The sequence below is a fragment of the Streptomyces sp. NPDC058326 genome (assembly GCF_042879855.1).
Lineage (GTDB): Bacteria > Actinomycetota > Actinomycetes > Streptomycetales > Streptomycetaceae > Streptomyces.
Genome location: NZ_JBHVZO010000011.1, coordinates 210,456 through 234,448 on the forward strand (window position 1 = coordinate 210,456; position 23,993 = coordinate 234,448).

22 protein-coding genes and 1 riboswitch are annotated in these 23,993 nt (G+C 70.6%); of the genes, 6 read left to right on the forward strand and 16 right to left on the reverse strand.

The window, feature by feature from the left end:
- Positions 1 to 23: 23 nt before the first annotated feature.
- The 5 genes from ACFVYX_RS21650 to ACFVYX_RS21670 form a co-directional block, all read right to left on the reverse strand.
- Positions 24 to 1,250: a hypothetical protein gene (locus tag ACFVYX_RS21650; RefSeq protein ID WP_389683038.1), complete on the reverse strand. Its 1,227-nt coding sequence runs from the start codon at positions 1,248 to 1,250 to the stop codon at positions 24 to 26.
- A gap of 47 nt (positions 1,251 to 1,297) precedes the next feature.
- The gene (locus ACFVYX_RS21655; protein WP_389683039.1) at positions 1,298 to 2,323 is read right to left on the reverse strand and encodes an NlpC/P60 family protein; all 1,026 of its coding nucleotides are present in this window, start codon (positions 2,321 to 2,323) and stop codon (positions 1,298 to 1,300) included.
- Positions 2,324 to 2,519: 196 nt separating this feature from the next.
- On the reverse strand, positions 2,520 to 3,557 hold the full coding sequence (locus tag ACFVYX_RS21660; RefSeq protein WP_389683040.1) for an NlpC/P60 family protein: 1,038 nt from the start codon (positions 3,555 to 3,557) through the stop codon (positions 2,520 to 2,522).
- 256 nt (positions 3,558 to 3,813) lie between these two features.
- On the reverse strand, positions 3,814 to 5,178 hold the full coding sequence (locus tag ACFVYX_RS21665) for an NYN domain-containing protein (RefSeq protein ID WP_389683041.1): 1,365 nt from the start codon (positions 5,176 to 5,178) through the stop codon (positions 3,814 to 3,816).
- A 33-nt stretch (positions 5,179 to 5,211) separates the two neighbouring features.
- The gene (locus ACFVYX_RS21670; RefSeq protein ID WP_017238847.1) at positions 5,212 to 5,454 is read right to left on the reverse strand and encodes a hypothetical protein; all 243 of its coding nucleotides are present in this window, start codon (positions 5,452 to 5,454) and stop codon (positions 5,212 to 5,214) included.
- 158 nt (positions 5,455 to 5,612) lie between these two features.
- Here ACFVYX_RS21670 and ACFVYX_RS21675 point away from each other — a divergent pair, with 158 nt between their 5' ends.
- Positions 5,613 to 6,365: a rhomboid family intramembrane serine protease gene (locus ACFVYX_RS21675; RefSeq protein ID WP_389683042.1), complete on the forward strand. Its 753-nt coding sequence runs from the start codon at positions 5,613 to 5,615 to the stop codon at positions 6,363 to 6,365.
- Positions 6,362 to 6,643, forward strand: a complete 282-nt coding sequence (locus ACFVYX_RS21680) for an Lrp/AsnC family transcriptional regulator (protein WP_030205672.1) — start codon at positions 6,362 to 6,364, stop codon at positions 6,641 to 6,643. The genes ACFVYX_RS21675 and ACFVYX_RS21680 overlap by 4 nt, the downstream gene beginning before the upstream one ends.
- Positions 6,644 to 6,713: 70 nt before the next feature.
- Here ACFVYX_RS21680 and ACFVYX_RS21685 read toward each other — a convergent pair whose 3' ends face one another.
- The 6 genes from ACFVYX_RS21685 to ACFVYX_RS21710 all read right to left on the reverse strand — a co-directional run bounded on the left by ACFVYX_RS21685 (position 6,714) and on the right by ACFVYX_RS21710 (position 13,901).
- On the reverse strand, positions 6,714 to 8,117 hold the full coding sequence (locus ACFVYX_RS21685; protein ID WP_389683043.1) for an aminotransferase class V-fold PLP-dependent enzyme: 1,404 nt from the start codon (positions 8,115 to 8,117) through the stop codon (positions 6,714 to 6,716).
- A gap of 191 nt (positions 8,118 to 8,308) precedes the next feature.
- Positions 8,309 to 8,425, reverse strand: a riboswitch (SAM riboswitch).
- Positions 8,426 to 8,507: 82 nt separating this feature from the next.
- On the reverse strand, positions 8,508 to 9,572 hold the full coding sequence (gene trpD / locus ACFVYX_RS21690) for an anthranilate phosphoribosyltransferase (protein ID WP_389683044.1): 1,065 nt from the start codon (positions 9,570 to 9,572) through the stop codon (positions 8,508 to 8,510).
- Positions 9,573 to 9,704: 132 nt separating this feature from the next.
- Positions 9,705 to 11,351: a cytochrome bc complex cytochrome b subunit gene (locus ACFVYX_RS21695; RefSeq protein ID WP_389683045.1), complete on the reverse strand. Its 1,647-nt coding sequence runs from the start codon at positions 11,349 to 11,351 to the stop codon at positions 9,705 to 9,707.
- Positions 11,348 to 12,400, reverse strand: coding sequence for a Rieske 2Fe-2S domain-containing protein (locus ACFVYX_RS21700; RefSeq protein ID WP_389683046.1), 1,053 nt, complete (start codon positions 12,398 to 12,400; stop codon positions 11,348 to 11,350). The genes ACFVYX_RS21695 and ACFVYX_RS21700 overlap by 4 nt, the downstream gene beginning before the upstream one ends.
- The gene (locus ACFVYX_RS21705; RefSeq protein ID WP_389683047.1) at positions 12,397 to 13,206 is read right to left on the reverse strand and encodes a c-type cytochrome; all 810 of its coding nucleotides are present in this window, start codon (positions 13,204 to 13,206) and stop codon (positions 12,397 to 12,399) included. The genes ACFVYX_RS21700 and ACFVYX_RS21705 overlap by 4 nt, the downstream gene beginning before the upstream one ends.
- A 74-nt stretch (positions 13,207 to 13,280) precedes the next feature.
- The gene (locus tag ACFVYX_RS21710; RefSeq protein WP_351214770.1) at positions 13,281 to 13,901 is read right to left on the reverse strand and encodes a heme-copper oxidase subunit III; all 621 of its coding nucleotides are present in this window, start codon (positions 13,899 to 13,901) and stop codon (positions 13,281 to 13,283) included.
- 201 nt (positions 13,902 to 14,102) lie between these two features.
- Between ACFVYX_RS21710 and ACFVYX_RS21715 the strand changes: the two genes are divergently transcribed.
- Complete coding sequence (locus ACFVYX_RS21715; protein WP_148004446.1) at positions 14,103 to 14,504, forward strand: hypothetical protein; 402 nt, start codon at positions 14,103 to 14,105, stop codon at positions 14,502 to 14,504.
- A 63-nt stretch (positions 14,505 to 14,567) separates the two neighbouring features.
- Here ACFVYX_RS21715 and ACFVYX_RS21720 read toward each other — a convergent pair whose 3' ends face one another.
- The 4 genes from ACFVYX_RS21720 to coxB form a co-directional block, all read right to left on the reverse strand.
- Positions 14,568 to 15,824, reverse strand: coding sequence for an Ig-like domain-containing protein (locus ACFVYX_RS21720; protein ID WP_389683048.1), 1,257 nt, complete (start codon positions 15,822 to 15,824; stop codon positions 14,568 to 14,570).
- Between the two features lie 122 nt (positions 15,825 to 15,946).
- The gene (locus ACFVYX_RS21725; protein ID WP_389683049.1) at positions 15,947 to 16,345 is read right to left on the reverse strand and encodes a cytochrome c oxidase subunit 4; all 399 of its coding nucleotides are present in this window, start codon (positions 16,343 to 16,345) and stop codon (positions 15,947 to 15,949) included.
- The gene (gene ctaD / locus ACFVYX_RS21730; RefSeq protein WP_389683050.1) at positions 16,342 to 18,078 is read right to left on the reverse strand and encodes a cytochrome c oxidase subunit I; all 1,737 of its coding nucleotides are present in this window, start codon (positions 18,076 to 18,078) and stop codon (positions 16,342 to 16,344) included. The genes ACFVYX_RS21725 and ctaD overlap by 4 nt, the downstream gene beginning before the upstream one ends.
- Entirely contained in the window at positions 18,075 to 19,040 is a 966-nt protein-coding gene (gene coxB, locus ACFVYX_RS21735; RefSeq protein WP_389683051.1) for a cytochrome c oxidase subunit II, read from the reverse strand. Before coxB ends, ctaD begins: the two co-directional genes overlap by 4 nt.
- A 368-nt stretch (positions 19,041 to 19,408) precedes the next feature.
- Here coxB and ACFVYX_RS21740 point away from each other — a divergent pair, with 368 nt between their 5' ends.
- Complete coding sequence (locus ACFVYX_RS21740; RefSeq protein ID WP_389683052.1) at positions 19,409 to 20,794, forward strand: cysteine desulfurase/sulfurtransferase TusA family protein; 1,386 nt, start codon at positions 19,409 to 19,411, stop codon at positions 20,792 to 20,794.
- Positions 20,795 to 20,946: 152 nt separating this feature from the next.
- On the opposite strand, the gene ACFVYX_RS21745 is transcribed toward ACFVYX_RS21740, so the two are convergent.
- Positions 20,947 to 21,921, reverse strand: a complete 975-nt coding sequence (locus ACFVYX_RS21745) for a carbohydrate kinase family protein (protein WP_389683053.1) — start codon at positions 21,919 to 21,921, stop codon at positions 20,947 to 20,949.
- Between the two features lie 175 nt (positions 21,922 to 22,096).
- Here ACFVYX_RS21745 and ACFVYX_RS21750 point away from each other — a divergent pair, with 175 nt between their 5' ends.
- Both ACFVYX_RS21750 and ACFVYX_RS21755 read left to right on the forward strand, forming a co-directional pair.
- Entirely contained in the window at positions 22,097 to 22,303 is a 207-nt protein-coding gene (locus ACFVYX_RS21750; RefSeq protein WP_389683054.1) for a hypothetical protein, read from the forward strand.
- A gap of 66 nt (positions 22,304 to 22,369) precedes the next feature.
- The gene (locus ACFVYX_RS21755) at positions 22,370 to 23,875 is read left to right on the forward strand and encodes a hypothetical protein (RefSeq protein ID WP_389683055.1); all 1,506 of its coding nucleotides are present in this window, start codon (positions 22,370 to 22,372) and stop codon (positions 23,873 to 23,875) included.
- Positions 23,876 to 23,993: the final 118 nt, after the last annotated feature.

Genomic DNA, 23,993 nt, shown 5'->3' on the forward strand with positions numbered 1-23,993 from the left:
CGGCCCGATCGACAAGGCAGGCCCTAGGGTGCTGCGGTGCCGAGCCGCTCCCCCAGATACGCCCGCCAGTCGGCCGTGAACTCCTCCGGCGTGGTGGCCAGCACCTCCTGGAGTGCCTTCTCCACCGCGCCCTCGCGGCCCGGATGCGCGCCCACCGCCCGGTAGAAGGCCGTCAGCTTCTCCTCGCCCCAGCGGTCCGCGATCAGCTCGCAGGCCAGCCAGCCGCCCTCGTAGGCCCGCCCCATGGCCTCCGCGTCGCCGCCGAAGGTGAAGTCGGCGTCCTCCGGGAGCCGGGCGGGCAGCTCGCCCGCGCGGACCGCCCGGCGCAGCTCGGGCGCGGCCTGGGCGGCGGTGCGGCCGGTGCCCCGGTAGGCGACCCAGTCGGCGAAGCCCTCCGAGAGCCAGACCGGCGTGGCTCTCGTGGTCTGGGCCCGGGTCGCCACATGGGTGGCCTCGTGGGTGAGGACCAGCTGCCGGCCGAACGCGCCGAGCACCGCGTACGCCTCCGGGTTCACGATCACCCGGTCGGCGGGCGCCAGGGGCCCGCCGCCGACCTCGCCGGTCGTGACGGCGGCGATGCCCCGGTAGGAGGCCGCCGGCCCGCCGAGGAGCCGCCCCATCGCCTCGACAGACGCGGGCACGAGGACCACGATCCGGCCCGCCCAGCTCCCCCGCCAGGCGTCCCCGACCGCCGGCACCGCCCGGTCCGCGGCCGCCGCGATCTCCCGCAGCCGCTCCGGACTCTGCCCGACGCCGAGGACGAGGCTGCGCCGCCCGGTCACCGCCTCGACCTCTCCCTGCTGCCACAGCTGCTGCGGGGCGCCCTCCGCGGCGCGGTCGCCGGTGACGTACCAGCGTCCGTCCCGCTCGACGAGGTCGAGGACCCGCTCGGTGGTGGCGGGCCCCGAGTCGTACCCCTTGATCCGGTACCCCAGCTCGGCCTCGACGGTGACCCGGCCCTCGCCGGTCGGGTCGACATCGGTGACCCGGTACGTCAGGCCGTCGAGCGGGATCTTCGCGAGCCGGTCGAACTCGGTGCGCGCGGCCGGTGCGAGCGCGGGGTCGAGGGCCGCGAGGTAGCCGGTCTCGTCCCGGGTGAGCAGCGCCCGGGCGTGCCGGTCGAGCAGGCTCTGGATCTCCCCGGTCGCCGGGCCGGCCGGTTCGGGGGCCGTGCAGCCGCCGAGCGCCAGCAGGGCCGCCAGGAGGAATGCCGCCGCGCCGCGCGCCGCTCCACTCCCCTGACCTGCCACGCCCCCGATCGTACGGGGCGCCGGAGGAGCGCGGCCCGGGACGGGGCTCAGACCCGGGTCACCGTCACGTGGGACATCATGTTCACCGGGTCGTAGCGGACGCGCGCACCCGGGTAGGGGGCGTGGATGACCTGCCCGTTCCCCGCGTAGATCCCCACGTGGCTGGCGTCCCCGCGGTACGTGACGAGGTCCCCGGGCTGTGCCTGCGAGAGCGGCACCTGCCGGCCCGCGTACCGCTGCGCCGACGAGGTGCGCGGCAGGCTGATCCCGGCCTGGCGGTACGACCAGACCATCAGGCCCGAGCAGTCGAAGGCCGAGGGGCCGGTCGCCCCCCACACATACGGCTTGCCGATCGCGCTGCGGGCCGCCATCACCGCGGCGGAGGCCCGTGAGGAGGCCGGACCGAGGTCGGCCAGGGGCGGCGGCTCCTCGGCGGGCGCCCCGTCCCGCCCGCCGCTCCTGGAGGCGCGGTCGAAGTCGGCGCGCTCCTCGACGGTGAGGCTCGCGAGCACCCGGCGGGCCTCGGCGAGCTTGCGCTCGATGGTGCGCTTGTGGCGGGCGACCTCGGCCCTGCTGTGCTCGAGCTCGGTCAGCGCCGAACGGGCCTCGGAGCGCTTCTGGTTCAGCCGGCGCTGTTCCCGCTGGAGTTCGCCGAGCGCTGCGCTCTGGCGTGCGGTGGCCCGGTCGAGGGCGGTGGCCCGGTCGAGGTAGCTGTCCGGGTCGGAGGAGAGCAGCAGGGCGAGGGCGGGGTCGATGCCGCCGGAGCGGTACTGGGCCCCGGCGACCGCGCCGAGCGCGCCCCGCATGCGGTTGATGCGCTCCTGGCCGCGGGCCAGGCCGTCCTGGGCCTGGGAGACCGTCCGGCGCAGCGCGTCCGCCTTCTCGTCCGCCCGGTTGTAGCCCTCGGTGGCCTTCTCGGCCTCCTCGAAGAGGCGGTCGACCGTGGCGCGGGTGGCCTCGGTCCCGGCCCCGGGGTCGGCGCTCGCGGGGACGGCCCCGAGGGACGCCGCCGCGGTGGCCGCGGCGGCTGCGGTGAGGACGGTGACCCTGGCGGGTCGGCGGTGGGACGCCACGAATCGCGCTCCGTTCGGCTCGACGCTGACTGGCGCGGCAGACAGTAGCCGCTGATCAGTCCGCGTCCAACGAAGCCGATGGGCACAGAAAGTGACGCCCCGCCGGAGAACACAGGTCACCGGCGGGGCGTCAGGTCAGCACGCGTCGCGGCGAACCACCCGTTCGGGCGGCATACCGCAGCGGGTCGCGGGGGCGTCAGCCGCCGACGCGGACCCCGAACTGGAAGGAGCCCAGGGTGTTCATGGACTCGTAGCGGACGTAGGCGCCCGAGTAGGGGGCGTGCAGGACCGTGTTGTTGCCCGCGTACAGACCCACGTGCGAAAGGCCGTTGAAGAAGACCAGGTCGCCGGGCTTGAGCTGGCTGCGGCCGATCTTCGTGCCGTCGTTCTGCTGGGTGTAGGTGGTGCGGGTGAGCTGGACGTTGGCCTGGCCGTAGGCCCACATGGTCAGACCGGAGCAGTCGTACGAGCCGGGGCCCTCCTGGCCGGAGGCGTACGGCTTGCCGATCTGCGTGGCGGCGGCGGCGAGCGCCGCGGCGCCGTAGCCGTTCGCGGGAGCCTCGTTGCCCAGGTCGACCCGCGCGGTGGCGGCACGGCTGGCGCGCTGCTCCTTCTCCTGCAGCCTGGCCTTCTCGGCCTCGGTGAGGGTGTTGAGGAGCTTGCGGGCCTCGGCCAGCTTGCCCTGGAACTTCTTCTTCTTCTCGCCGAGGGTCTTGCGGACGTCCTCGAGGTCGGCCAGCTTCGTGGTGGCCTCGGCCCGCTGCTGGGCGAGCGTGCGCTGCTTGGCCTGGATCGAGGTGAGCACGTCGGCCTGCTGGGCGCTCAACTGGTCGATCGCGGACGCCTTGTCGAGGTAGGTGTCCGGGTCGGCGGAGAGGAAGAGCTGGAGCGCCGGGTCGATGCCGCCGGAGCGGTACTGGGCCGTGGCGACCGAACCGATCTGGTCGCGGAGGGTGTTGAGCTCCTCCTGACCGCGGGCCACCTGGTCCTGGAGCTGACCGATCTCCTTCTGCAGCTTGCCCTTGCGCTCGTCCGCGAGGTTGTACTGCTCCGTGGCCTCCTCGGCCTCGTGGTGCAGCTTGTCGACCTTGGACTTGACCTCGTCGATCTTGGGCTTGGCAGGGGCCGCCTGGGCACCGGACTGGGCGGAGAGGGCGACGGCGGCGGCCGCGGCCGCGGTGAGCACGGTCACGCGGGCACGGCTCGGCTGCTTGGGTCGACGGTGGGACGCCACGAAGGCGAGCTCCTTCTTCCTCGAGCCGCCCAACCGGTCAGGGGCAGGCGGTTCCTCCGCCGTCACCCCGGATGGGTGATCAACCGCGCGAAGGTTCGAAGGCTGACCCTAGTGACCAAGTTGTGATCAGTTCAAATCCCACTGGCAAAAATATCGCCCAGGCACCACTTTATTTACACGCATCGCACGGGCAGTGATGGCCACTTGACGGTCCGCCATCCAGAATCCGGGCATAAGGCCCAGGGGTTGCGATGCGTCACGAGAGCCGCGAAAGCCGCTTCAGCAACAAGGCGGACGCCACCGGGCGCGCACCCGCCTTCGCCACCCCGTCGGCCACCTCACGGTCCGTGGAGACCACCACCACCGGCCGGCCGGGCGGCTCCGCCCGTACCAACTGGCGGATCAGCTCGTCCGCCGTGACACCGGGCTTGGAGAACAGCACCCGCACCCCCCGCGGCGGCGCGAGCAGCACCGGGGCCGCCAGCTCCGCCCCGTCGAAGACACAGGTGACCTCGGCGCCCGAGCGGGCGGCGAGGGCCGAGAGACTGCCGAGCAGCCGCAGCCGCTGCTTCTCCAACGGCATGGTCGGGTAACCGGTCTTGGTGACGTTGTAGCCGTCGACGACCAGATGGGCCTGCGGCAGCGCGAGCAGCTGGTCGAGCAGCGCCGGATCGGTCTCGGAGAGCGCCCGCGCGGCGATGTCCTTCGGGGACATCCGCCCCGGCTCCACCGCGTCCACGGTGTCCGCCGGGTGCGTCGAGACGGGCGGAAGCGCCAGCTCGCGACGGAGTCCCTGGGCCGCGTCGAGGACGGTGTCGAGCAGCAGCCGCAGCCGCATGTCCTCCACCGAGCGCCCCTCGCGGGCGGACCGGCGGCTCGCCTCGAGGGCCGCCTCGACCTCGGCGAGCCGGGCCTTGAGGCGACGGCTCTCGCTCTCGGCCGAGGACACCTGGGCCGCGGCTTCCGCCCGCGCGGTGTCGATCTCGCCCTGGACGCGGCGCAGCGCGGCCTCCCCGCGCTTCACGTCGCTCTGGGCGCTGCGCAGCTTCCGGTGGAGCGATTCCGCTTCCTTCCGGGCCGCTTCCAGGTCGCGCCGCAGCTGCTCGGTCTCGTCCTTCGAGCGGTCCCGGGCGGCGGCGAGTTCCTCGCGCAGCCGCTCCAGTTCGCGCCGCCCGGCCTCGTCGGCCCGCTCGGCGTCGACGCGCAGGGCCTCCTCGCCCGCGGCGGCCACCAGCTTGACCCAGCCGGGCGGGCGCAGCACATAGGCGGCCGCCGCCACGTCGACGGGGTCGGCGGCGGCGGGCGGGGTGCCGGTCTCGACGGCTCCGGCCAGTTCGGGCTGGCCCTGCTTGAACCGCTCGCCGATCCGCTGCCGGAACAGCGGATCGCTCTCCAGGGCCGCCGCCATCGCGTTGCCGGCGAACTTGGCCCGCCGGCTCGCGGTGAACCGGGCGTACTGCCTCAGGGGCGCGGGCAGCTCCGCGACGGTCAGCCCGCCGAAGGCGTCGGCGACCAGCGCGACGACCCGCCGCCGTACGCCTTCCGGCAGTGGGTGGTCGAGCGTCTCGGCAGCGTCACCTGCCGCGCCGGCCGGCTCTCCACCGTGCGCGGGCTGCTCCACGATCCGTCACCCCTATGTCGTCCGCGCCGTCCCTCAGGAAGCGGCGCCCGGCCTGTCCACCAGTTCGATCTGGTCCACCGCGTTGCACCAGCGGCAGCGGACCGACTCGATGGTCTCACTGACCACCTGCCGCTCCTCGACCGTCGGATCCCCCGCGAGGTCCAGATGGACGTACTCGACGACCTTGGAGGAGCGGGTCACGTCGAAGCGGGTCAGATTGCCGCAGAGCGTGCAGCGCCAGCGGGTCTCGGCGGTCGGCAGGGGAACCGTCGTCATCGTGCCGTCCTTCTTCCTGTTGCGAGGTACCAGGTGCGGGAGCCGCGGTGCGCCGTCGAACTGCGGGTTGTATCGCCCGTAACCCTACGGCCTCGTGGGTCGGCGGGGGACGGCGAGGCACTCTGTCCAGTTCGGCACCGGTACGCCATGATCTGTCCATGATCGATGGGCGAGGAGTGGTCCGCGCTGTCCGCGCTGTCCCGGGGGCCTGGCGCGGCATCCGCAGTGGACCCACGGTGACGTACGGACTGATCGCCGCGTGTGTCCTCCTCTTCGCGATCAGTCCGGTCTCCGGACTGAACCCGGTCCACGGCACGGGGGACCAGCTCCTCGCGGCTCAGGGCGTGTACTTCCGCCGCTGGGGCGTCGTCCCCGCCGAGCTGATGAGCGGCGAGCCGCGTGCCCTGCTCACCCCGCTGACCGCGCTCTTCGTCCACGGCAGCTGGCTCCACCTCCTGGGGAACATGCTCTTCCTGTACGTCTTCGGGGCGATGGCCGAGGAACGCATGGGCCCTGCCGGGTTCGCCCTCTTCTACCTGGGCACCGGCTACCTGGCGCTCCTCGGGTACGCGGCGGCCCACGCGAGCAGCGAGCAGACGCTCGTCGGGGCGTCCGGCGCGATCTCCGGGGTGCTCGGGGCCTTTCTCTTTCTCTTCCCTCGCTCCCGGGTCACCAGTCTCTACCCCTTCCTCTTCTTCCTGCCGCTGCGCTTCCCCGCCTGGATCGTGCTGATCTTCTGGTTCGTGCTGCAGTGGCTGGCCGCGCGGGCCGCGGGCGCGGGACCCGGCGTCGCCTACCTGGCCCATGTGGTGGGCTTCTCCGTCGGCTTCCTCTACGCCTGGGGGCGCTACCGGGGTGGGGATAGAGTGAAAGCCCAAGCCGCGGCGACCGAGGGAGAAAGCCAGCCGTGATCACCGCGATCGTGCTCATCAAGACCAGCGTGGACCGCATCCCCGAGATCGCCGAGTCGATCGCCGCGCTCGACAGCGTCAGCGAGGTCTTCTCGGTGACCGGTACGTACGACCTGATCGCCATGGTCCGGGTGCCGCGCCACGACGACCTCGCGGACGTGATCCCCGGCAGCATCAGCAAAATCCCGGGTGTCGAGGCCACGGACACCCACGTCGCCTTCCGCACGTACTCCCAGCACGATCTGGAGGCGGCCTTCGCCATCGGCCTGGAGTCCTGAGGCCGCACACGCGACAAGGTGAAGGGGGCCTCCCGGTCGGGAGGCCCCCTTCACCCGTACGAGTGAGTGATCAGCCACGGTCGGGGACGCAGCGGCCGTCCTCGGTGCGGTACTTCCACTGCGCCCCGTCCCGGACGAGCTCCTTCACGGCGCCGACGAACCGCTCCACGTGCTCGTCGGGCGTACCGGCGCCGAAGCTGACCCGGATGGCGTTGAGGGACCTCTCACCGGGCGCGGCCTCGGGAGCGCCGCACTCGCCCTGGGTCTGGGGGTCGCTGCCGAGCAGCGTGCGGACCAGCGGGTGGGCGCAGAAGAGTCCGTCGCGGACGCCGATGCCGTACTCGGCGGAGAGCGCGGCGGCGAAGTGGGAGCTGTTCCAGCCCTCGACGACGAAGGAGATGACGCCGACCCGGGGGGCGTCGTCGCCGAACAGCGAGAGCACCTTGACCTCGGGCACCTCGGCGAGGCCCTCGCGGACCGTGGCGATCAGGTGCCGCTCCCGCTCGACGAGGGTGTCGAAGCCGGCCTCGGTGAGCGCCTTGCAGGCGGAGGCGATGGAGTACACGCCGATGACGTTCGGGGAACCGGCCTCGTGCCGAGCCGCGGTGGTGTGCCACTCCACGTCCACCCCGCCGTCGGCCCGGCGCGCCACCTTGCGGGAGGCGCCGCCGCCCGCGAGATAGGGCTCGGCGTCCTGGAGCCAGTCGGCACGGCCCGCGAGGACACCCGAGCCGAAGGGCGCGTACAGCTTGTGCCCGGAGAAGGCGATCCAGTCCACGTCGAGGTCCTGGACGGAGACCGGGTGGTGGGGCGCGAGCTGGGCGGCGTCGAGCACGATCCGGGCGCCGTGGGCGTGCGCCGCGGCGGCGAGTTCCTTCACCGGCCACAGCTCACCGGTGACGTTGGAGGCGCCGGTGACGCAGACCAGCGCGGGGCCGTAAGGGTCGCGGTCGGCGAGGGCCCGCTCCAGGGTGGCGACGGCCTGCTCGGGGGTGCGCGGGGCGTTGAGGTAGGTGACGCGGGCGTCCTGCCACGGCAGCAGCGAGGCGTGGTGCTCGGTCTCGAAGACGAAGACCTGGCAGTCCGCGGGGAGGGCCGCGGCGAGCAGGTTGAGCGAGTCGGTGGTGGAGCGGGTGAAGACGACCTGGTCGCCGGGGCGGCAGTCGAGGAACTCGGCGACGGTGGCGCGGCTGTTCTCGAAGAGGTCGGTGGAGAGCTGGGAGAGGTATCCGGCGCCGCGGTGGACGCTGCCGTAGTAGGGGGCGTACGCGGCGACGTCGTCCCAGACCCGCTGGAGGGCCGGCGCGCTGGCCGCGTAGTCGAGCGCCGCGTAGGTCACCTCGCCGCCGGTGACGAGCGGGACGGTGACGTCCCGGCCGAGGACGGGCAGCGGGGCGGCGCAGCAGGGGTCGGCGGACTCGGAGTCGACGGCGGTGGCGGCGGTGGCGGCGGTGGCGTTCGGGTACGCGGACATGGCGGTATCTCCCGGCAGGAATGGGCAGCGAAGGACCCGCGGGGCAGCGCGAAGTGGGGCGCCTCACACGGGTGTTGCCTCGACACACGATGGTCGTGCGGAGGATGGGAAAACGGGGCCGGTGGCCCTAACGCATTCGCTTGCTCACGGAAAAACGCTCCTCGAGAGACCAGGACCCCTGGTGGTCGAGGGGTCCGCGCTTGCCGTGGACCTTGCTGTCCACGGCCTGGTCTTCACCCGGGGCACCCCGCCACGGACGGAGGGTTGCCGGACAGCAAGCCGGGGCTTCGTAGCTGTCACTCATGACCTGCCCAGCATCCTGCCACAGGAGCGCGGAAGTGCAAGACCCCGGTCCGCATACTGGACCGGGGTCGTACGACGAGGCACGTCCTACGCGTTGCTGACGGCGATCCATCGCTCCAGGGCCCGGCGGGCCGCACCCGAGTCGATCGCCTCCGCGGCCTTCTCGATGCCGGCGCGGATCTGCTCCACGAGGCTGCCCTCCCCCGGCGCGAGCGCGACCAGCGCCGCGGCCGAGTTGAGCAGCACCGCGTCCCGTACCGGACCGGTCTCCCCCGCGAGGAGCCGGCGGGCGACGTCCGCGTTGTACGAGGCGTCCGCACCGCGCAGCGCCTCCACCGGTACGAGGTCGATGCCGGCGTCCCGGGGGTCGAAGGCCTCCTCCCGCACCGCGCCGTCGCGGACCACCCAGACCCGCGAGGTGGCGGTGGTGGTCAGCTCGTCGAGCCCGTCGTCGCCGCGGAAGACGAGCGCGGAGGAACCCCGCTCGGCGAGAACCCCGGCCATGATCGGAGCCATCCGGGCGTCGGCGACGCCGGTGGCCTGCGCCCTGACCCGGGCCGGGTTGGTGAGCGGACCGAGGAAGTTGAAGGTGGTCCGGATGCCGAGTTCCTTGCGGGCGGCGGCGACGTGACGCAGCGCCGGGTGGAACTTCACGGCGAAGCAGAAGGTGATCCCGGCCTCCTCCGCGACCTCGGCGACCCGCCGCGGGGTCAGCTCCAGGTTGACGCCGAGCTTCTCCAGGACGTCGGAGGCGCCGGACGCGGAGGACGCGGCCCGGTTGCCGTGCTTGACGACCTTGGCTCCGGTGCCGGCCACGACGACCGCCGACATGGTGGAGATGTTGACGGTCTTGGCGCCGTCGCCGCCGGTGCCGACGATGTCGACGGACGGGCCGGGCACCTCGATCGTGTTGGCGTGCTCGTACATGGTGCGGACGAGCCCGGAGATCTCCTCGACGGTCTCGCCCTTGGCGCGCAGGGCGACCGCGAAGCCGGCGATCTGGGCGTCGGTGGCCTCGCCGCGCAGGATCCGGTCCATCGCCCAGGCGGTGTCCTCGGCGCTCTGGTCGCGGCCGGTCAGCAGGCCTTCCAGGACGACGGGCCAGGAGCGGCCCGCCGACGTAGGTCCTCCAGCGGGGGTCACAGCGCTCATGGCAGCTCCTGGGTCGTCACGTGACGGATACGGACCCACCCTATCGACCCCCGGGGACGGCAAAGAGCCCCGTCCATCGAATGGACGGGGCTCTCGCCGTGGCGAACTTCGAGACGTCAGGAGTTCAGGTGATCAGTGGTGGCCGTGGCCGCTCTGGATCTCCTTGTACTCCTCGACCGTGGGCTTGGCGACCTGGCTGTCGTCGCCGTAGTAGCCCTTGTTGAGCTTGATCCGGAGCTTCTCCATGCGCCCGATCTTGCGCTCCACGCCGTTCTCGTCGACGGCCGGCGGAAGCTCCGCGGCCGCGTACTGCTCGTGCGCCGTGAGGCGGTGCAGCTCGCCCTGGCTGAGCGGCTCGTGGACCTCGACGAACTCACCGTGCGGCAGGCGCTTGATGATGCCGGACTCGCGCCCGTGCAGCACCTTGTCCTTGTCCCGGCGCTGGAGGCCGAGGCAGATCCGCTTGGTGGCGATGAACGCGATGACCGGGCCGACGAAGAAGAAGATCCGCACGAACCAGGTGATCGAGTTGATCGACAGGTGGAAGTGGGTCGCCCAGAGGTCGTTTCCACCACCCACGAGCATGATCATGTACGCGGTGATCCAGGCGACACCGAAGGCGGTGCGCGTCGGAGCGTTGCGCGGGCGCTGCGCGATGTGGTGCTCGCGCTTGTCGCCGGTGATCCACGACTCGATGAACGGGTAGACCGCGATGGCCGCGAGGACCGCCGGGAAGATCGCCAGCGGGATCATCACGCCGAGGACCAGCGTGTGGCCCCAGAGGTTGATCTCCCAGCCCGGCATGACACGGATCAGACCCTCGGCGAAGCCCATGTACCAGTCGGGCTGGGCGCCGGTGGAGACCATGTCGGGGCGGTACGGGCCGAGCGCCCAGATCGGGTTGATCGAGGCGACCGCCGAGATGACCGCGATGACACCGAAGACCAGGAAGAAGAAGCCTCCGGCCTTGGCCATGTAGACCGGCAGCAGCGGCATGCCCACGACGTTGTTGTTCGTGCGGCCGGGGCCGGCGAACTGCGTGTGCTTGTGGAAGAACACCAGGATGAGGTGGGCCACCACGAGGCCGAGCATGATGCCGGGCAGCAGCAGCACGTGGGCCGAGTAGAACCGGGCCACGAAGTCGCCGCCGGGGAACTCGCCGCCGAACAGGAACATCGACAGGTACGTGCCGATGACCGGCACGGACAGGATCGCGCCCTGCATGAAGCGGACACCGGTGCCGGAGAGCAGGTCGTCCGGGAGCGAGTAACCGGTGAAGCCGGTGAACATGCCCAGGAAGAACAGCAGGAAACCGAACAGCCAGTTGATCTCACGCGGCTTGCGGAACGCGCCCGTGAAGAACACGCGCATCATGTGCACGAACATGCCGGCGAGGAAGATCAGCGCCGCCCAGTGGTGGATCTGCCGGATCAGCAGACCACCGCGCACCTCGAACGAGATGTGCATGGTCGAGTTGAACGCCTCGGACATCAGCTGTCCCTGGAGCGGGACGTACGGTCCTGCGTACTCCACCTCGTTCATCGACGGGTGGAAGAACATCGTCAGATAGACGCCCGTCAGGATGATGATGAGGAAGCTGTAGAGGCAGATCTCGCCCAGCATGAAGGACCAGTGGTCCGGGAAGATCTTCCGCATGTTGGCCTTGGCCAGGGTGTAGATCCCCAGGCGGCCGTCGGCCCAGTCGGCGACCCGCTCACCGGCGGGTGCTTTCTTCCCCGCCGCGTCAGCGGCTGATGTACTCGTGGTCACGGTGCTCATCCGCGCTCCCAGAAGGCAGGACCGACGGGCTCGTCGAAGTCGCCGAGCGCCTCCAGGAAGCCCTTGTCGTTCACGCCGATCCGCAGCTGCGGAAGGGCGTGACCGGCCGGGCCGAAGATGACGCGGGCGCCGTCGGAGAGGTCGAAGGTGGACTGGTGGCACGGGCAGAGGACGTGGTGCGTCTGCTGCTCGTACAGGGAGATCGGGCAGCCCACGTGGGTGCAGATCTTCGAGAAGGCGACGATGCCCTCGTGCGACCACTCGAGCTCGCGCTTGTCCTTGATGTCCTCCGGCTGGATCCGGACGATCATCAGGGCGGCCTTGGCGATCTCGGTCTGGAAGTGGTGGTCGTGCTCCGAGAGGCCCTCGGGCATCGCGAAGGTCAGCGAACCGACGGCGACGTCCTCGGGGCGCAGCGGCTCGTGCGTGTTCATGTTGATGAGCTGAAGCCCCTTGGCCCACATGGTGGTCCGGAGCTTCTTCTCGGGCAGCGGGCCCATGTCACGCAGCAGCACGAGGCCGGAGAGCGGTACGAGCGACAGCGCGCCGAACATCGTGTTGCGGATGAGCTTGCGACGGCCCATGCCCGACTCGGCGGCACCGGCCGCGAAGTCCGACATGACCTTGGCCTTCGTCTCCGGCGACGCCTCGATCGGGTGCCGCTCGTCGGCGACCTCCACGTCGGACATCAGGGTGCGGGCCCAGTGGACCGCGCCCGCGCCGATGAAGAAGAGGGCGAGGCCGAGGGTCCAGCCGAGCGCGAAGTTGAGCGCGGACACCCGGCCGAAGGGCCAGATGTACACGATCTGGTCGACCGGGAAGATCACGTACGAGGCGATGAAGCCGACGGTGGCCAGCATCGACAGCGTGAACATGAAGGCGACCGCGCGCTCGGACCGACGGGCGGCCCGCTCGTCGATGTCCTGGATGCGGGGCTTGTGGGGCGGGAGGCCCGGGTCGGCGAACGGGTCGTCGGCGACCTTCACCGCGCCGTGCGCGGTGTCCTGCCCTGCCGGCAGGGTCTCTTCTGGAATCTCTTGGCTACTCATGACTTCTTGGCCTTAGCGGTGTGGGCCGCGACCCAGATGGCAACTGCGATCAGCGCGCCCAGTCCGAAGATCCAGGCGAACAGGCCCTCGCTGACGGGGCCGAGGCCACCGAGCTTCAGACCGCCCGGGTTGTCGGCCTTGTCGCTGTTGACGGCCTGGACGTACGCGATGATGTCCTTCTTCTCCTTCTCCGGCATGGTCGTGTCCGGGAAGGAGGGCATGTTCTGCGGGCCGGTCTGCATGGCCTCGTAGAGGTGCTTCGGGCTCACGCCTTCGAGGCTCGGGGCGTACTTGCCGTAGGTCAGCGCGCCGCCCTCACCGGTGAAGTTGTGGCACTGGGCACAGTTGTTGCGGAACAGTTCGCCACCACGGCCGATGTCGGCGCCTGCGGTGTCGTACTGGCTCTTGGCCGGCGTGATCGCACCGGCACCGAGGGAGGCGACGTACGCCGCGAGCTGATCGATCTCAGCCTGCGAGTAGATGACCTTCTTCTTCGGGACCTGGGCGCCAGGCTGCTGGGCCGGCATGCGACCGGTGCCGACCTGGAAGTCGACTGCGGCCGAACCGACGCCTACGAGGGTCGGGCCGTCAGTAGTGCCCTGACCGCCGGTTCCGTGGCAGCTGGCGCAGCCGACGGAGTAGAGCTTCTTGCCCTCCTCGATGGCGAGGGACTGGGCGGTTTCATCGGCCTTCGCCGTGCCCGCGGGCGCGAACGCGGCGTACAGCCCCCCAGTGGCCGCCAGCGCGAGAAGGAGGACGACGACCGCCGCCAGCGGATGGCGTCGTCGTGCGGAGAGCTTTTTCACGGATTACCCCGGTGTCAGGATCTTCTGCGTCGATGCTTGCTGGATGTCTCGGTCCGCCGTGACGGCGGTCCCGATTACTTGATCATGTAGATCGTGGCGAAGAGGCCGATCCAGACGACATCGACGAAGTGCCAGTAGTAGGACACGACGATGGCGGCGGTTGCCTGCTCGTGAGTGAACCTCTTGGCGGCGTACGTCCGGCCGAGGACCAGCAGGAAGGCGATGAGTCCGCCCGTCACGTGCAGGCCGTGGAAGCCGGTGGTCAGGTAGAACACCGAGCCGTAGGGCCCGGACGAGAGCGACATGCCCGCGTCCTTGACCAGCTCGGTGTACTCGAAGACCTGGCCGCCGATGAAGATCGAACCCATCACGAACGTGACGATGAACCACGTCCTGAGCTTCTTCACGTCGCCCCGCTCGGCGGCGAATACGCCGAGCTGACAGGTGAGGGAGGAGAGCACCAGGATCGTGGTGTTGGTCGCCGAGAACGGGAAGGCCAGGTGTTCCGCCTGAGCCTTCCAATAGTCGGCACCTGTCACCGATCGCAGGGTGAAGTACATCGCGAAGAGGGCCGCGAAGAACATCAGCTCGGAGCTCAACCAGATGATGGTTCCGACGCTGGTGAGGTTCGGTCGATTGACCGACGGGTGCGCGTGCCCTGTTTCTACTGTCGTTACTGTCGCCACGACCGACATTATGTCGGTCGCTTATCCCGCCCTCACTCCGGGGGGTGCCGTTCGGAGTGTCAGAGGGGTGTGTCCAGCCCATACGGCCCAGTGCGAGGGCCCCCGAGCACCCTTCGAACAGGTGTTGAACGGGTGTTGACGGGGTGTGGACCGGAGTAGCATCCGCGCATCGGTCGACGACGACCACCCGCCTTCCCAGCCGGAGGAACGATGCAGTCGAGTGCCACGGTCCTGGTCTACAGCGACGACGCGAACACCCGCGAGCAGGTACGGCTGGCGGCCGGGCGCAGGCCCGCGTCCGACGTGCCCCCGGTCGAGTTCGTGGAGTGCGCGACGCTGCCGGCGGTGCTGAAGCGCCTGGACGAGGGCGGCATCGACGTGTGTGTCCTGGACGGCGAGGCGGTGCCCGCGGGCGGCATGGGCGTCTGCCGGCAGATCAAGGACGAGGTCTTCCGGTGCCCGCCGGTGCTGCTGCTCATCGGACGCCCGCAGGACGCCTGGCTGGCCACCTGGAGCCGCGCGGACGCCGCGGTCACCCTTCCGGTGGAACCGGTCGAGTTCGCGGCGTCCCTGGCGGCCCTGCTGCGCTCACGCCTCTCGATCGACGCGTAGTCGCCGCGCAGGGCGAGTATGCCGAAGGGGCGCGGCCGGAGCGCCCCGGAGGCGAACCGAGCCTTACAGAGGCAGGGGCCTGAGGCGGGCCTTCTCGGTGGGGGCCACCGGGTTCTCGGCGGCCTCCACCAGGGCGCTGCCCTGGCGCCACTTGGCCCAGGTCAGGTTCCAGTCTCCGAAACCGTTGCCGAAGGTGTCCATCGTGTCGCCGTAGCTGTTGACGGTCTTGACGATGTCGCCGGGCCGTACGGTCTTGTAGAACCAGGCCGCGTTCCCCGTCGACATGCCGACACAGCCGTGGCTGACGTTCGCCACGCCCTGCGAGCCGACGGACCAGGGCGCGGCGTGGACGTACTCGCCGCTCCAGGTGACCCGGGTCGCGTAGTAGACGGGCAGGTCGTACGACTCGGAGCTGCCCTCCGCGATGCCGACGCTGGTGCCCCGCATCCGGACGTAGTACTCCTTGCCCAGGATCACCTTGATGCCGTTGCGGGTGGAGAAGCCGGGCTTGCCGGTGGTCACCGGAATGGTGTTGATCACTTCTCCGTTGCGCTTCACGGTCATGTAGTGCGACCCGGCGTCCGCGATGGCCTCGATCCGGTCGCCGATCGTGAGCTTCAGCGGCTTGGACGCGCCGCCGTAGAGCTTGTCGCCGACCTTGAGGCCGTCCAGGTTGCCGGTGACCGTGACGAGCGCGCCCGCCGGCCAGTACTCCTTCGGGCGGAAGTGCAGCTTCTTGTCGTCCACCCAGTACCAGGAGCCCTCGACGGAGGGCGTGGAGCGGACTTTGAGGGCCCGTTCGACGACCGCGCGCGCCTTCCGGTCCTTGACGGGGAGGCTGAGGTCGGCCGTGATGGGCTGTCCGACGCCGTACGTGCCCGCCTCAGGGCCGAAGGTGGCCGTCAGGGCCCGTTTGGCGGGGGCCGTCTCGAACGTGTACGTACGGGCGCCTGGGGCGCCGTCCTCGTCCTCCGTGGCCACCCGGACCGTGTAGCGGGTGCCGGCCGCCAGGGCGGCCGTGGAGCGCCAGCGCCGTCCGTCCGCGGTGAGCTCGCCCGCCAGGTGGCGTCCCGCGGTGTCCGTGGCCGTGACGTCGGTGATCCGGCCGTCCTCGCCCTTGGCGGTGACCTCCAGGGGCTTCTCGGGGTCCGCCTTGGCTCCGTCGGCGGGGGCGCTGACCGCGAGCTGGTCCGCCGCGTCGTACGCCCTCGCCGACAGCGGGTGGCCGTCGTTGCCGGCACAGGCGGTCGCGGCCGCGGTGACGGTGACAGCCAGAAGAGTGCAGCTCAGAACAGTCCGAATGCGCGGCGTGTCGTTCATGGACTCACCGTAAGAAGAATCTCGTGCGGCAGCGCGCCGAGTGCTGCAAAAGAGGGGCCCGGGCACTTCGGTGACGAAGTGTCCGGGCCCCTCGGTGTGCTCCGGTGCGGAGCGGGGTACCGCTACTGGTTCTGGTTCTCTCCGCGGTAGAACTCGAAGACCCAGCCGAAGAGGCCGACCAGGATCAGCGGGGCGGAGAAGTACAGGATCCACCAGCCCATCGCGATGGAGAGGAAGGCGAGCGCACCGCCGATGCCGAGCGAGAGCGGCTGCCAGCTGTGCGGGGCGAAGAAGCCCACTTCACCGGCCTCGTCCGCGACGTCGGCCTCCTTGTCGTCCTGCGCCATGGCGTCGACACGCTTGGCCGTGAAGGCCAGGTAGTAGCCGATCATGATGGCCAGGCCGAACGCGAGGAACAGCGCCGTCGTACCGACCGGCTCCTTCGACCACACGCCGTACAGGACGGCCATGGCGAGGATGAAGACGCTCAGCCAGATGAACATCTTGCCCTGGATCTTCACTTGCCCGCCTCCTTCGCGCCCGTGAGGGCCTCGGCCTCGTGCGGCTTGTTCTCGAGCTGGTCGAGAGCGGCGATCTCAGGGTGGTGCAGGTCGAACGCCGGGGATTCGGAACGGATCCGCGGCAGGGTGAGGAAGTTGTGCCGCGGCGGCGGGCAGGACGTCGCCCACTCGAGCGAACGGCCGTAGCCCCACGGGTCGTCGACCTCGATCTTCTTGCCGTACTTGGCGGTCTTCCAGACGTTGTACATGAACGGCAGGATCGACAGACCGAGCAGGAAGGAGGAGATCGTCGAGATCGTGTTCAGCGCGGTGAAGCCGTCGGCGTCGAGGTAGTCCGCGTAACGACGCGGCATGCCCTCGGCACCGAGCCAGTGCTGCACCAGGAAGGTGCCGTGGAAGCCGATGAACAGCGTCCAGAACGTGATCTTGCCGAGGCGCTCGTCGAGCATCTTGCCGGTGAACTTCGGCCACCAGAAGTGGAAGCCGGCGAACATCGCGAAGACCACGGTGCCGAAGACGACGTAGTGGAAGTGCGCCACGACGAAGTACGAGTCGGAGACGTGGAAGTCCATCGGCGGCGAGGCCAGGATGACACCCGTCAGACCACCGAAGGTGAAGGTGATCAGGAAGCCGATCGTCCAGAGCATCGGTGTCTCGAAGGACAACGAGCCCTTCCACATCGTTCCGATCCAGTTGAAGAACTTCACGCCTGTCGGTACGGCGATGAGGAACGTCATGAAGGAGAAGAACGGTAGGAGCACGCCGCCTGTGACGTACATGTGGTGCGCCCACACGGTCACCGAGAGACCGGCGATCGCGATGGTCGCGGCGACCAGACCGATGTAACCGAACATCGGCTTGCGGCTGAAGACCGGGATGACCTCGGAGACGATGCCGAAGAACGGCAGCGCGATGATGTACACCTCCGGATGGCCGAAGAACCAGAAGAGGTGCTGCCAGAGCAGCGCTCCACCGTTGGCCGAGTCGAAGATGTGCGCACCGAACTTGCGGTCCGCCTCCAGGGCGAACAGCGCGGCCGCCAGGACCGGGAAGGCGAGCAGGACCAGGACACCGGTCAGCAGCACGTTCCAGGTGAAGATCGGCATGCGGAACATCGTCATGCCCGGAGCGCGCATGCAGATGATCGTGGTGATGAAGTTGACCGAACCGAGGATCGTGCCGAAGCCGGAGAAGGCCAGACCCATGATCCACATGTCGGCGCCGACACCCGGCGAGCGGACGGCGTCCGACAGCGGGGAGTAGGCGAACCAGCCGAAGTCGGCCGCACCCTGCGGGGTGAGGAAGCCGGCCACCGCGATGATCGAGCCGAAGAGGTACAGCCAGTAGGCGAACATGTTCAGCCGCGGGAACGCCACGTCGGGCGCGCCGATCTGCAGCGGCATGATCCAGTTCGCGAATCCGGCGAACAGCGGCGTCGCGAACATCAGCAGCATGATCGTGCCGTGCATCGTGAACGCCTGGTTGAACTGCTCGTTCGACATGATCTGCGTACCCGGACGGGCCAGCTCGGCGCGCATGAAGAGCGCCATGAGTCCGCCGATGCAGAAGAAGACGAACGACGTGACCAGGTAGAGCGTGCCGATCGTCTTGTGGTCGGTGGTGGTCAGCCACTTGATCACGACATTGCCGGGCTGCTTGCGCCGTACGGGCAGCTCGTTCTCGTACGAGTCCTCAGCTGCGGCGGCACCCTGGGTTTCGTTGTGGATGCTCACAGTTGGTTCTTCTCCGCATTCCTGGCCGGGTCCGTCTGCTCGATGCCAGACGGGATGTAGCCGGTCTGCCCCTTCTCGGCCAGCTCCTTCAGGTGCTGCTGGTAGCGCTCCGGGGAGACCACCTTGACGTTGAAGAGCATCCGGGAGTGGTCGACACCGCACAGCTCGGCGCACTTGCCGAGGAAGGTGCCTTCCTGCGTCGGGGTCACCTCGAAGGAGTTCGTGTGACCCGGGATGACGTCCTGCTTCATGAGGAAGGGGACCACCCAGAAGGAGTGGATGACGTCACGCGAGGTCAGGACGAACCGGACCTTCTCGCCCTTCGGCAGCCACAGGGTCGGGCCCGGGTTGCCGGTCTGCGGGTTGCGGTCGCCGGGGATACCGGCGTCGTACACGCCGCCGGCGTTCTCCGGGAACGCGTCCAGGAACTTGTCCGGGATCGAGGAGAGGTTCTTGTCCGTCTTGGCGTCACCCGACACACCGGGCACGTTCTCGACGTAGTTGAAGCCCCAGCTCCACTGGTAGCCGACCACATTGATGGTGTGGGCCGGCTTCGGGGTGAGCTCGAGGAGCTTCGACTCGTCGCGCGCGGTGAAGTAGAAGAGCACCGAGACGATGATGAGGGGAGTGACCGTGTACAGCGCCTCGATGGGCATGTTGTAACGGGTCTGCGGAGGTACCTCGATCTTGGTCCTGCTCCGCCGGTGGAAGATGACGGACCAGATGATCAGGCCCCACACCAGGATGCCGGTGATGAGCGCGGCCGCCCACGAACCCTGCCACAGGGAGAGGATCCGGGGAGCCTCTTCCGTGACGGGGGTGGGCATACCAAGGCGGGGGAAGTCTTCCCAGTTGTACGAGCAGCCCGTGGCTGTCGCCAGGATCAGGCCCGCAGTCAGCACCTGCGGCAGCTTCCGCCGCATCGGGCGCCGCGACGAGCGGTCGGAGCCGTTGGGACTCACGTAGCGCCTTCCCGAGAGTCTCGGCCCGCGTTGGTCGGCCACGGCCGTCCGTCTCGCTGGTCGGTCGCCGCCCCGGCCGCGGGCAGGGGTTTGGATGTTTATGCGGACCAAACCCTACTGGACGCTATTTGGGGTCGCGCGGGGAGGGTGCCCAACGCGCCGTCCGAGCCCCCGAAGGGGTGGACTCCGGGGTTCCGCAGGGGGGTCGGGCAGGTCCGTTCGGCGGCCTGCCGGTGCGCGGTGGCGCACTTCTGACGAGGGTTCACGGGGGTGGGGGCGGACACCGCGGGGCGGGCGGGGTGGAGGGGTGCGGGCGGGGGCGGCGGGGGTGTGGGGCCGGGGCGGGGGCGGGGGCCTACCGTGGATGGATGCCGTACTTCGACGCCGCGTCCGCCGCCCCCCTGCACCCCGTCGCCCGTCAGGCGCTGCTCGCCTCCCTGGACGAGGGCTGGGCCGATCCGGCCCGGCTGTACAGGGAGGGCAGGCGGGCCCGGCTGCTCCTCGACGCGGCGCGGGAGGCCGCGGCGGAGGCCGTGGGCTGCCGCCCCGACGAGTTGTCGTTCACTCCTTCGGGGACGCGCGCGGTTCACGCGGGAATCTCCGGAGCGCTCGCGGCGCGTCGGCGTGTCGGAGACCGGCTCGTGGTCTCCGCGGTCGAACACTCCTCCGTCCTGCACGCGGCCGAGACGCACGCGGCGGCGGGCGGCACCGTGACCGAGGTCCCGGTGGAGCGGTCCGGGGCGGTCGACGCGGCCGTCTTCGCGGCTGCCCTCGACCCGGCGACCGCCCTGGCGTGTCTCCAGTCGGCCAACCACGAGGTGGGGACCGAGCAGCCGGTGGCGGAGGTCGCCGAGGCGTGCCGGGCGGCGGGCGTGCCGCTGCTCGTGGACGCCGCCCAGTCGCTGGGCTGGGGGCCGGTGGACGGCGGCTGGTCGCTCCTCGCGGCGAGCGCGCACAAGTGGGGCGGCCCGGCGGGTGTGGGGCTGCTCGCCGTACGGAAGGGGGTCCGGTTCGCGCCGCAAGGTCCCTCGGACGAGCGGGAGTCGGGCCGGGCGCCCGGCTTCGAGAACCTGCCGGCGATCGTGGCGGCGGCGGCCTCGCTGCGAGCGGTCCGGGCGGAGGCGGTGGCCGAGGAGGCACGGCTGCGGGGCCTGGTGGACCGGATCCGGGCGCGGGTGCCGGAGCTCGTGCCGGACGTGGAGGTGGTGGGCGATCCGGTGCGCCGGCTCCCCCACCTGGTCACCTTCTCCTGCCTGTACGTCGACGGGGAGACGCTCCTCCATGAGCTGGACCGGGAGGGTTTCTCCGTTTCGTCCGGTTCGTCATGTACGAGTTCGACACTGACGCCCAGCCATGTGCTGCGCGCGATGGGGGTGCTGAGCGAGGGGAACGTCCGGGTGTCCCTGCCGGCCGGCACCGCGGCGGAGGACGTGGACCGCTTCCTCGACGTCCTGCCGGGGGTGGTGGCGGCGGTACGGGAACGGCTCGGCGCCCCGGCCGCGTCGGCGGCCCCGGCGAGCGCGCCCGGGCCGCTCGTCGTGGACGCGCTGGGGAAGCGCTGCCCGATCCCGGTGATCGAACTGGCGAAGGTGTTCGGAGAGGTTCCCGTGGGCGCGACGGTGACGGTCCTGTCGGACGACGAGGCGGCGCGGCTGGACATTCCCGCGTGGTGCGAGATGCGGGGGCAGGAGTATGTGGGCGAGGAGGAGTCGCCGGGGGGCGGGACGGCGTACGTGGTACGCCGTCTGACCTGACGCCACGAGCACGACGACGAGCCTTCGGCCGGGCGCGGCCCACGGCCGGGACGGGCCCTGCCCAGTGGGCACGGGCCCGTCGCCCGGGGGGCCGTGCCCACTGGGCGCGGCTGAACCCGCACCCGTTGTGCGGTGCTCGTAACGAGCGGCGGTCAGGAGAGGTGGGTGTGGACTTCCGTCGCGGCGAGTTCGCCGTACGCCTTCGTGAAGCGCTCCATGAAGTTCGCACGCCGGAGCGTGTACTCCTGGGTGCCCAGCGTCTCGATGACGAGCGTGGCGAGCATGCAGCCGACCTGCGCCGCCCGCTCCAGCCCGACGCCCCAGGTCAGTCCGGTGAGGAAGCCCGCGCGGAACGCGTCGCCGACGCCGGTCGGGTCGACCTTGGCGTTCTCCTCGGGGCAGCCGACCTCGATCGGGGTCTCGCCGACGCGCTCGATGCGCACCCCGCGCGAGCCGAGCGTGGTGACGCGGTGGCCGACCCGAGAGAGGATCTCGGCGTCGGTCCAGCCCGTCTTGGACTCGATGAGGCCCTTCTCGTACTCGTTGGAGAAGAGGTAGGTGGCCCCGTCGAGGAGGGTGCGGATCTCCTCGCCGTCCATGCGGGCGATCTGCTGCGAGAAGTCGGCGGCGAAGGGGATCCCCCGCGTCTTGCACTCCTCCGTGTGGCGGAGCATCGCCTCGGGGTCGTCGGCGCCGATGAGGACCAGGTCGAGGCCGCCCACCCGGTCGGCGACGGCCTTGAGCTCGATCAGCCGGGCCTCGCTCATCGCACCCGTGTAGAAGGAGCCGATCTGGTTGTGATCCTTGTCGGTCGTGCAGACGAAGCGCGCGGTGTGCAGGACCTCGGAGATCCGCACCGAGCCGGTGTCGACGCCGTGCCGGTCGAGCCAGCCGCGGTACTCGTCGAAGTCGTAGCCGGCCGCGCCCACCAGGATCGGGTTGCCGCCGAGCTGCCCCATGCCGAAGCAGATGTTGGGGCCGACGCCGCCACGACGGACGTCGAGGTTGTCGACGAGGAAGGAGAGGGACACCGTGTGGAGCTGGTCGGCCACGAGCTGGTCGGCGAACCGGCCGGGGAAGGTCATGAGGTGGTCGGTGGCGATGGAGCCGGTGACTGCGATACGCACGGCGGGGTGCTCCTGCGGGATTCGATAGGGGCGCGCGAGGCGCTCGAACGAAGGGTCGGGGTGCTACGGGTGAGCGACAGTTCACGCTACCGGGTGGGGCGCGCCCTGCCGAACAGCGGAAACTACCCCAGAGTAGGCCTTTTCTCCGGAGCGGTGCGGTGCATACGGTGCGCCCATGACCACGTACCCCGCTCCGCGTGAGCGACACGAGTCCGAGCTGAGCCTCGCGGAGCTGTGCGGCGACGGCGCTCGGATGGCCCCCCACTGGGTCACCCCGGTCTCCCCCGCGCCCGCTCCGGTCTCTCCCTCGTTGATCCACGGGGTGGTCGTTCCGGCGGCCTCGGCACGCCTGATCGACGCCACCGCGGAGTACGGGGGCTGACGGACGGAACCGCCGGCCCGTCCACTCCGTCCCATCGGCGTCCGGTCGAGACGAGGGAGCGTTGTGGTGAGCGGTACGGAGAACGTACGGAGGCGGCGGAACGTCCTGGCCGCCTCGGTGGCGGCGGGTGTGCTGCTCGCCGGGGGCGGTGGTGTCTATCTGGCCACCGCGGCGTCAGGTGACGGCAGCGGCGTTGCCACCAAGCCTGCCGGGGCGGCCGGGCCGCCCCCTCCGCTGAGTCTGCGGGGCGGCGGCAGCGGCGGTACGGACGCCGAAGGCGGTACGGGGGGCGGCCCCGGGATCGCGCCCGGCGAGCCGGACCCCGGAGGCGGCCCGAACGGGACCGTCTACACAGCCAAGGGCCCACTCCCCCAGGGGCCCTCCTCGGCCGCGGTCCACCGGCCCGAGGGCCTGGTCACCTCGGCGGAGGTGACCAGGCTGGCCGAAGCGCTGGGCGTCTCCGGGAGCCCTTCCCTGGTCGGCGACGTCTGGACGATCCGGCCCGAGAAGGACGGTTCGGGGCCCCGCCTCGACGTGGCGCGGAAGGCGCCGGGGAACTGGACGTACTCCTGGTACGACGGCGGCCCCGCCGGCGACACCTGCCTCAAGGGCAAGGCGTGCCCGCCGCCGGGAGAGACGAAGCCCTCGCCGGGCGGTACGCCGCTGAGCGAGGCGGCGGCGAAGGCTGCGGCCGCGCCCGTCCTGAAGGCGCTCGGCCAGGACGACGCGAAGATCTCCGCGAGCCAGGTGATGAACGGCTCGGTGCGGGTGGTCAACGCCGATCCGGTGATCGGCGGGCTGCCGACCCACGGCTGGTCCACGGGGCTGCACATCGCGCGGGACGGCCGGACGGTCGCCGGCAGCGGGATGCTCAAGGAGCCGGTCGAGGGTGCCGTGTATCCGGTGATCGGGGCGGCGAAGGCGCTCGCCGCGCTGAACGAGGACTCGAAGGGCACCGGCCCGATCGGCATCGGGGGCTGTGCCACCGCGCCGCCGGCCGCCGACGTGCCCTCCGCGGGCAGGCCGGACCGGACGCCGCCCCCCGGGAAGGCGGAGCCGGCCGTGCCCTGCCAGACGATCGTGGACGGGGTGGCCCCGGAGCAGGTGCCGGTGACGGCCGCCGTGCTCGGCCTGGCCGCCCAGGACGTGGACGGCGGGCGGCTGCTCGTGCCGTCGTGGCTGTTCACGGCGGACCCGGCGGACGGGGCGCCGTACACGGTGGTGCGGACGGCGGTGGCGCCGGAGTTCCTGACGCCGCCGGCGAAGCCCTCGCCGACGCCGTCTCCCGAGGACGGTACGGCGCCGGTGCGGCAGATCGAGTCGTTCCGGGCGGACGAGGCGGGCCGGAAGCTGACGGTCACCTTCTGGGGCGGGGTGTGCAGCACGTACACCGTCACGGCCCAGGAGCGCGCCGACCGGGTCGTCGTCCGGATCTCGGAGGCTCCGACCGACCCGGACCGGGTGTGCGTCGCGATGGCCGTGGAGATCACGAAGACCGTGGCCCTGGATGCTCCGCTCGGTTCGCGGCCGGTGGTCGACGGGGCGAGCGGGGAGGCGGTGCCCCGGCGCTGACCCGGCCGGGACACACGTGAGGGCGGGGGGGCGGGGGGGGCCCGGCCCCCCCCCCCCCCCCCGAGGGGATTAAAAAAAAACAAAACCCCAACACAAACCAAAAAACAGAAATTAGTAG

What these genes read in the sequence shown, in the direction of transcription:
- ACFVYX_RS21670 (WP_017238847.1), bottom strand. Translation starts at nt 5,454, where the DNA reads ATGACGACGGTTCCCCTGCCGACCGCCGAGACCCGCTGGCGCTGCACG.
- ACFVYX_RS21675 (WP_389683042.1), top strand. Translation starts at nt 5,613, where the DNA reads ATGATCGATGGGCGAGGAGTGGTCCGCGCTGTCCGCGCTGTCCCGGGG.
- ACFVYX_RS21685 (WP_389683043.1), bottom strand. Translation starts at nt 8,117, where the DNA reads ATGTCCGCGTACCCGAACGCCACCGCCGCCACCGCCGCCACCGCCGTC.
- trpD (WP_389683044.1), bottom strand. Translation starts at nt 9,572, where the DNA reads ATGAGCGCTGTGACCCCCGCTGGAGGACCTACGTCGGCGGGCCGCTCC.
- ACFVYX_RS21695 (WP_389683045.1), bottom strand. Translation starts at nt 11,351, where the DNA reads ATGAGCACCGTGACCACGAGTACATCAGCCGCTGACGCGGCGGGGAAG.
- ACFVYX_RS21700 (WP_389683046.1), bottom strand. Translation starts at nt 12,400, where the DNA reads ATGAGTAGCCAAGAGATTCCAGAAGAGACCCTGCCGGCAGGGCAGGAC.
- ACFVYX_RS21710 (WP_351214770.1), bottom strand. Translation starts at nt 13,901, where the DNA reads ATGTCGGTCGTGGCGACAGTAACGACAGTAGAAACAGGGCACGCGCAC.
- ACFVYX_RS21715 (WP_148004446.1), top strand. Translation starts at nt 14,103, where the DNA reads ATGCAGTCGAGTGCCACGGTCCTGGTCTACAGCGACGACGCGAACACC.
- ACFVYX_RS21720 (WP_389683048.1), bottom strand. Translation starts at nt 15,824, where the DNA reads ATGAACGACACGCCGCGCATTCGGACTGTTCTGAGCTGCACTCTTCTG.
- ACFVYX_RS21740 (WP_389683052.1), top strand. Translation starts at nt 19,409, where the DNA reads ATGCCGTACTTCGACGCCGCGTCCGCCGCCCCCCTGCACCCCGTCGCC.
- ACFVYX_RS21750 (WP_389683054.1), top strand. Translation starts at nt 22,097, where the DNA reads ATGACCACGTACCCCGCTCCGCGTGAGCGACACGAGTCCGAGCTGAGC.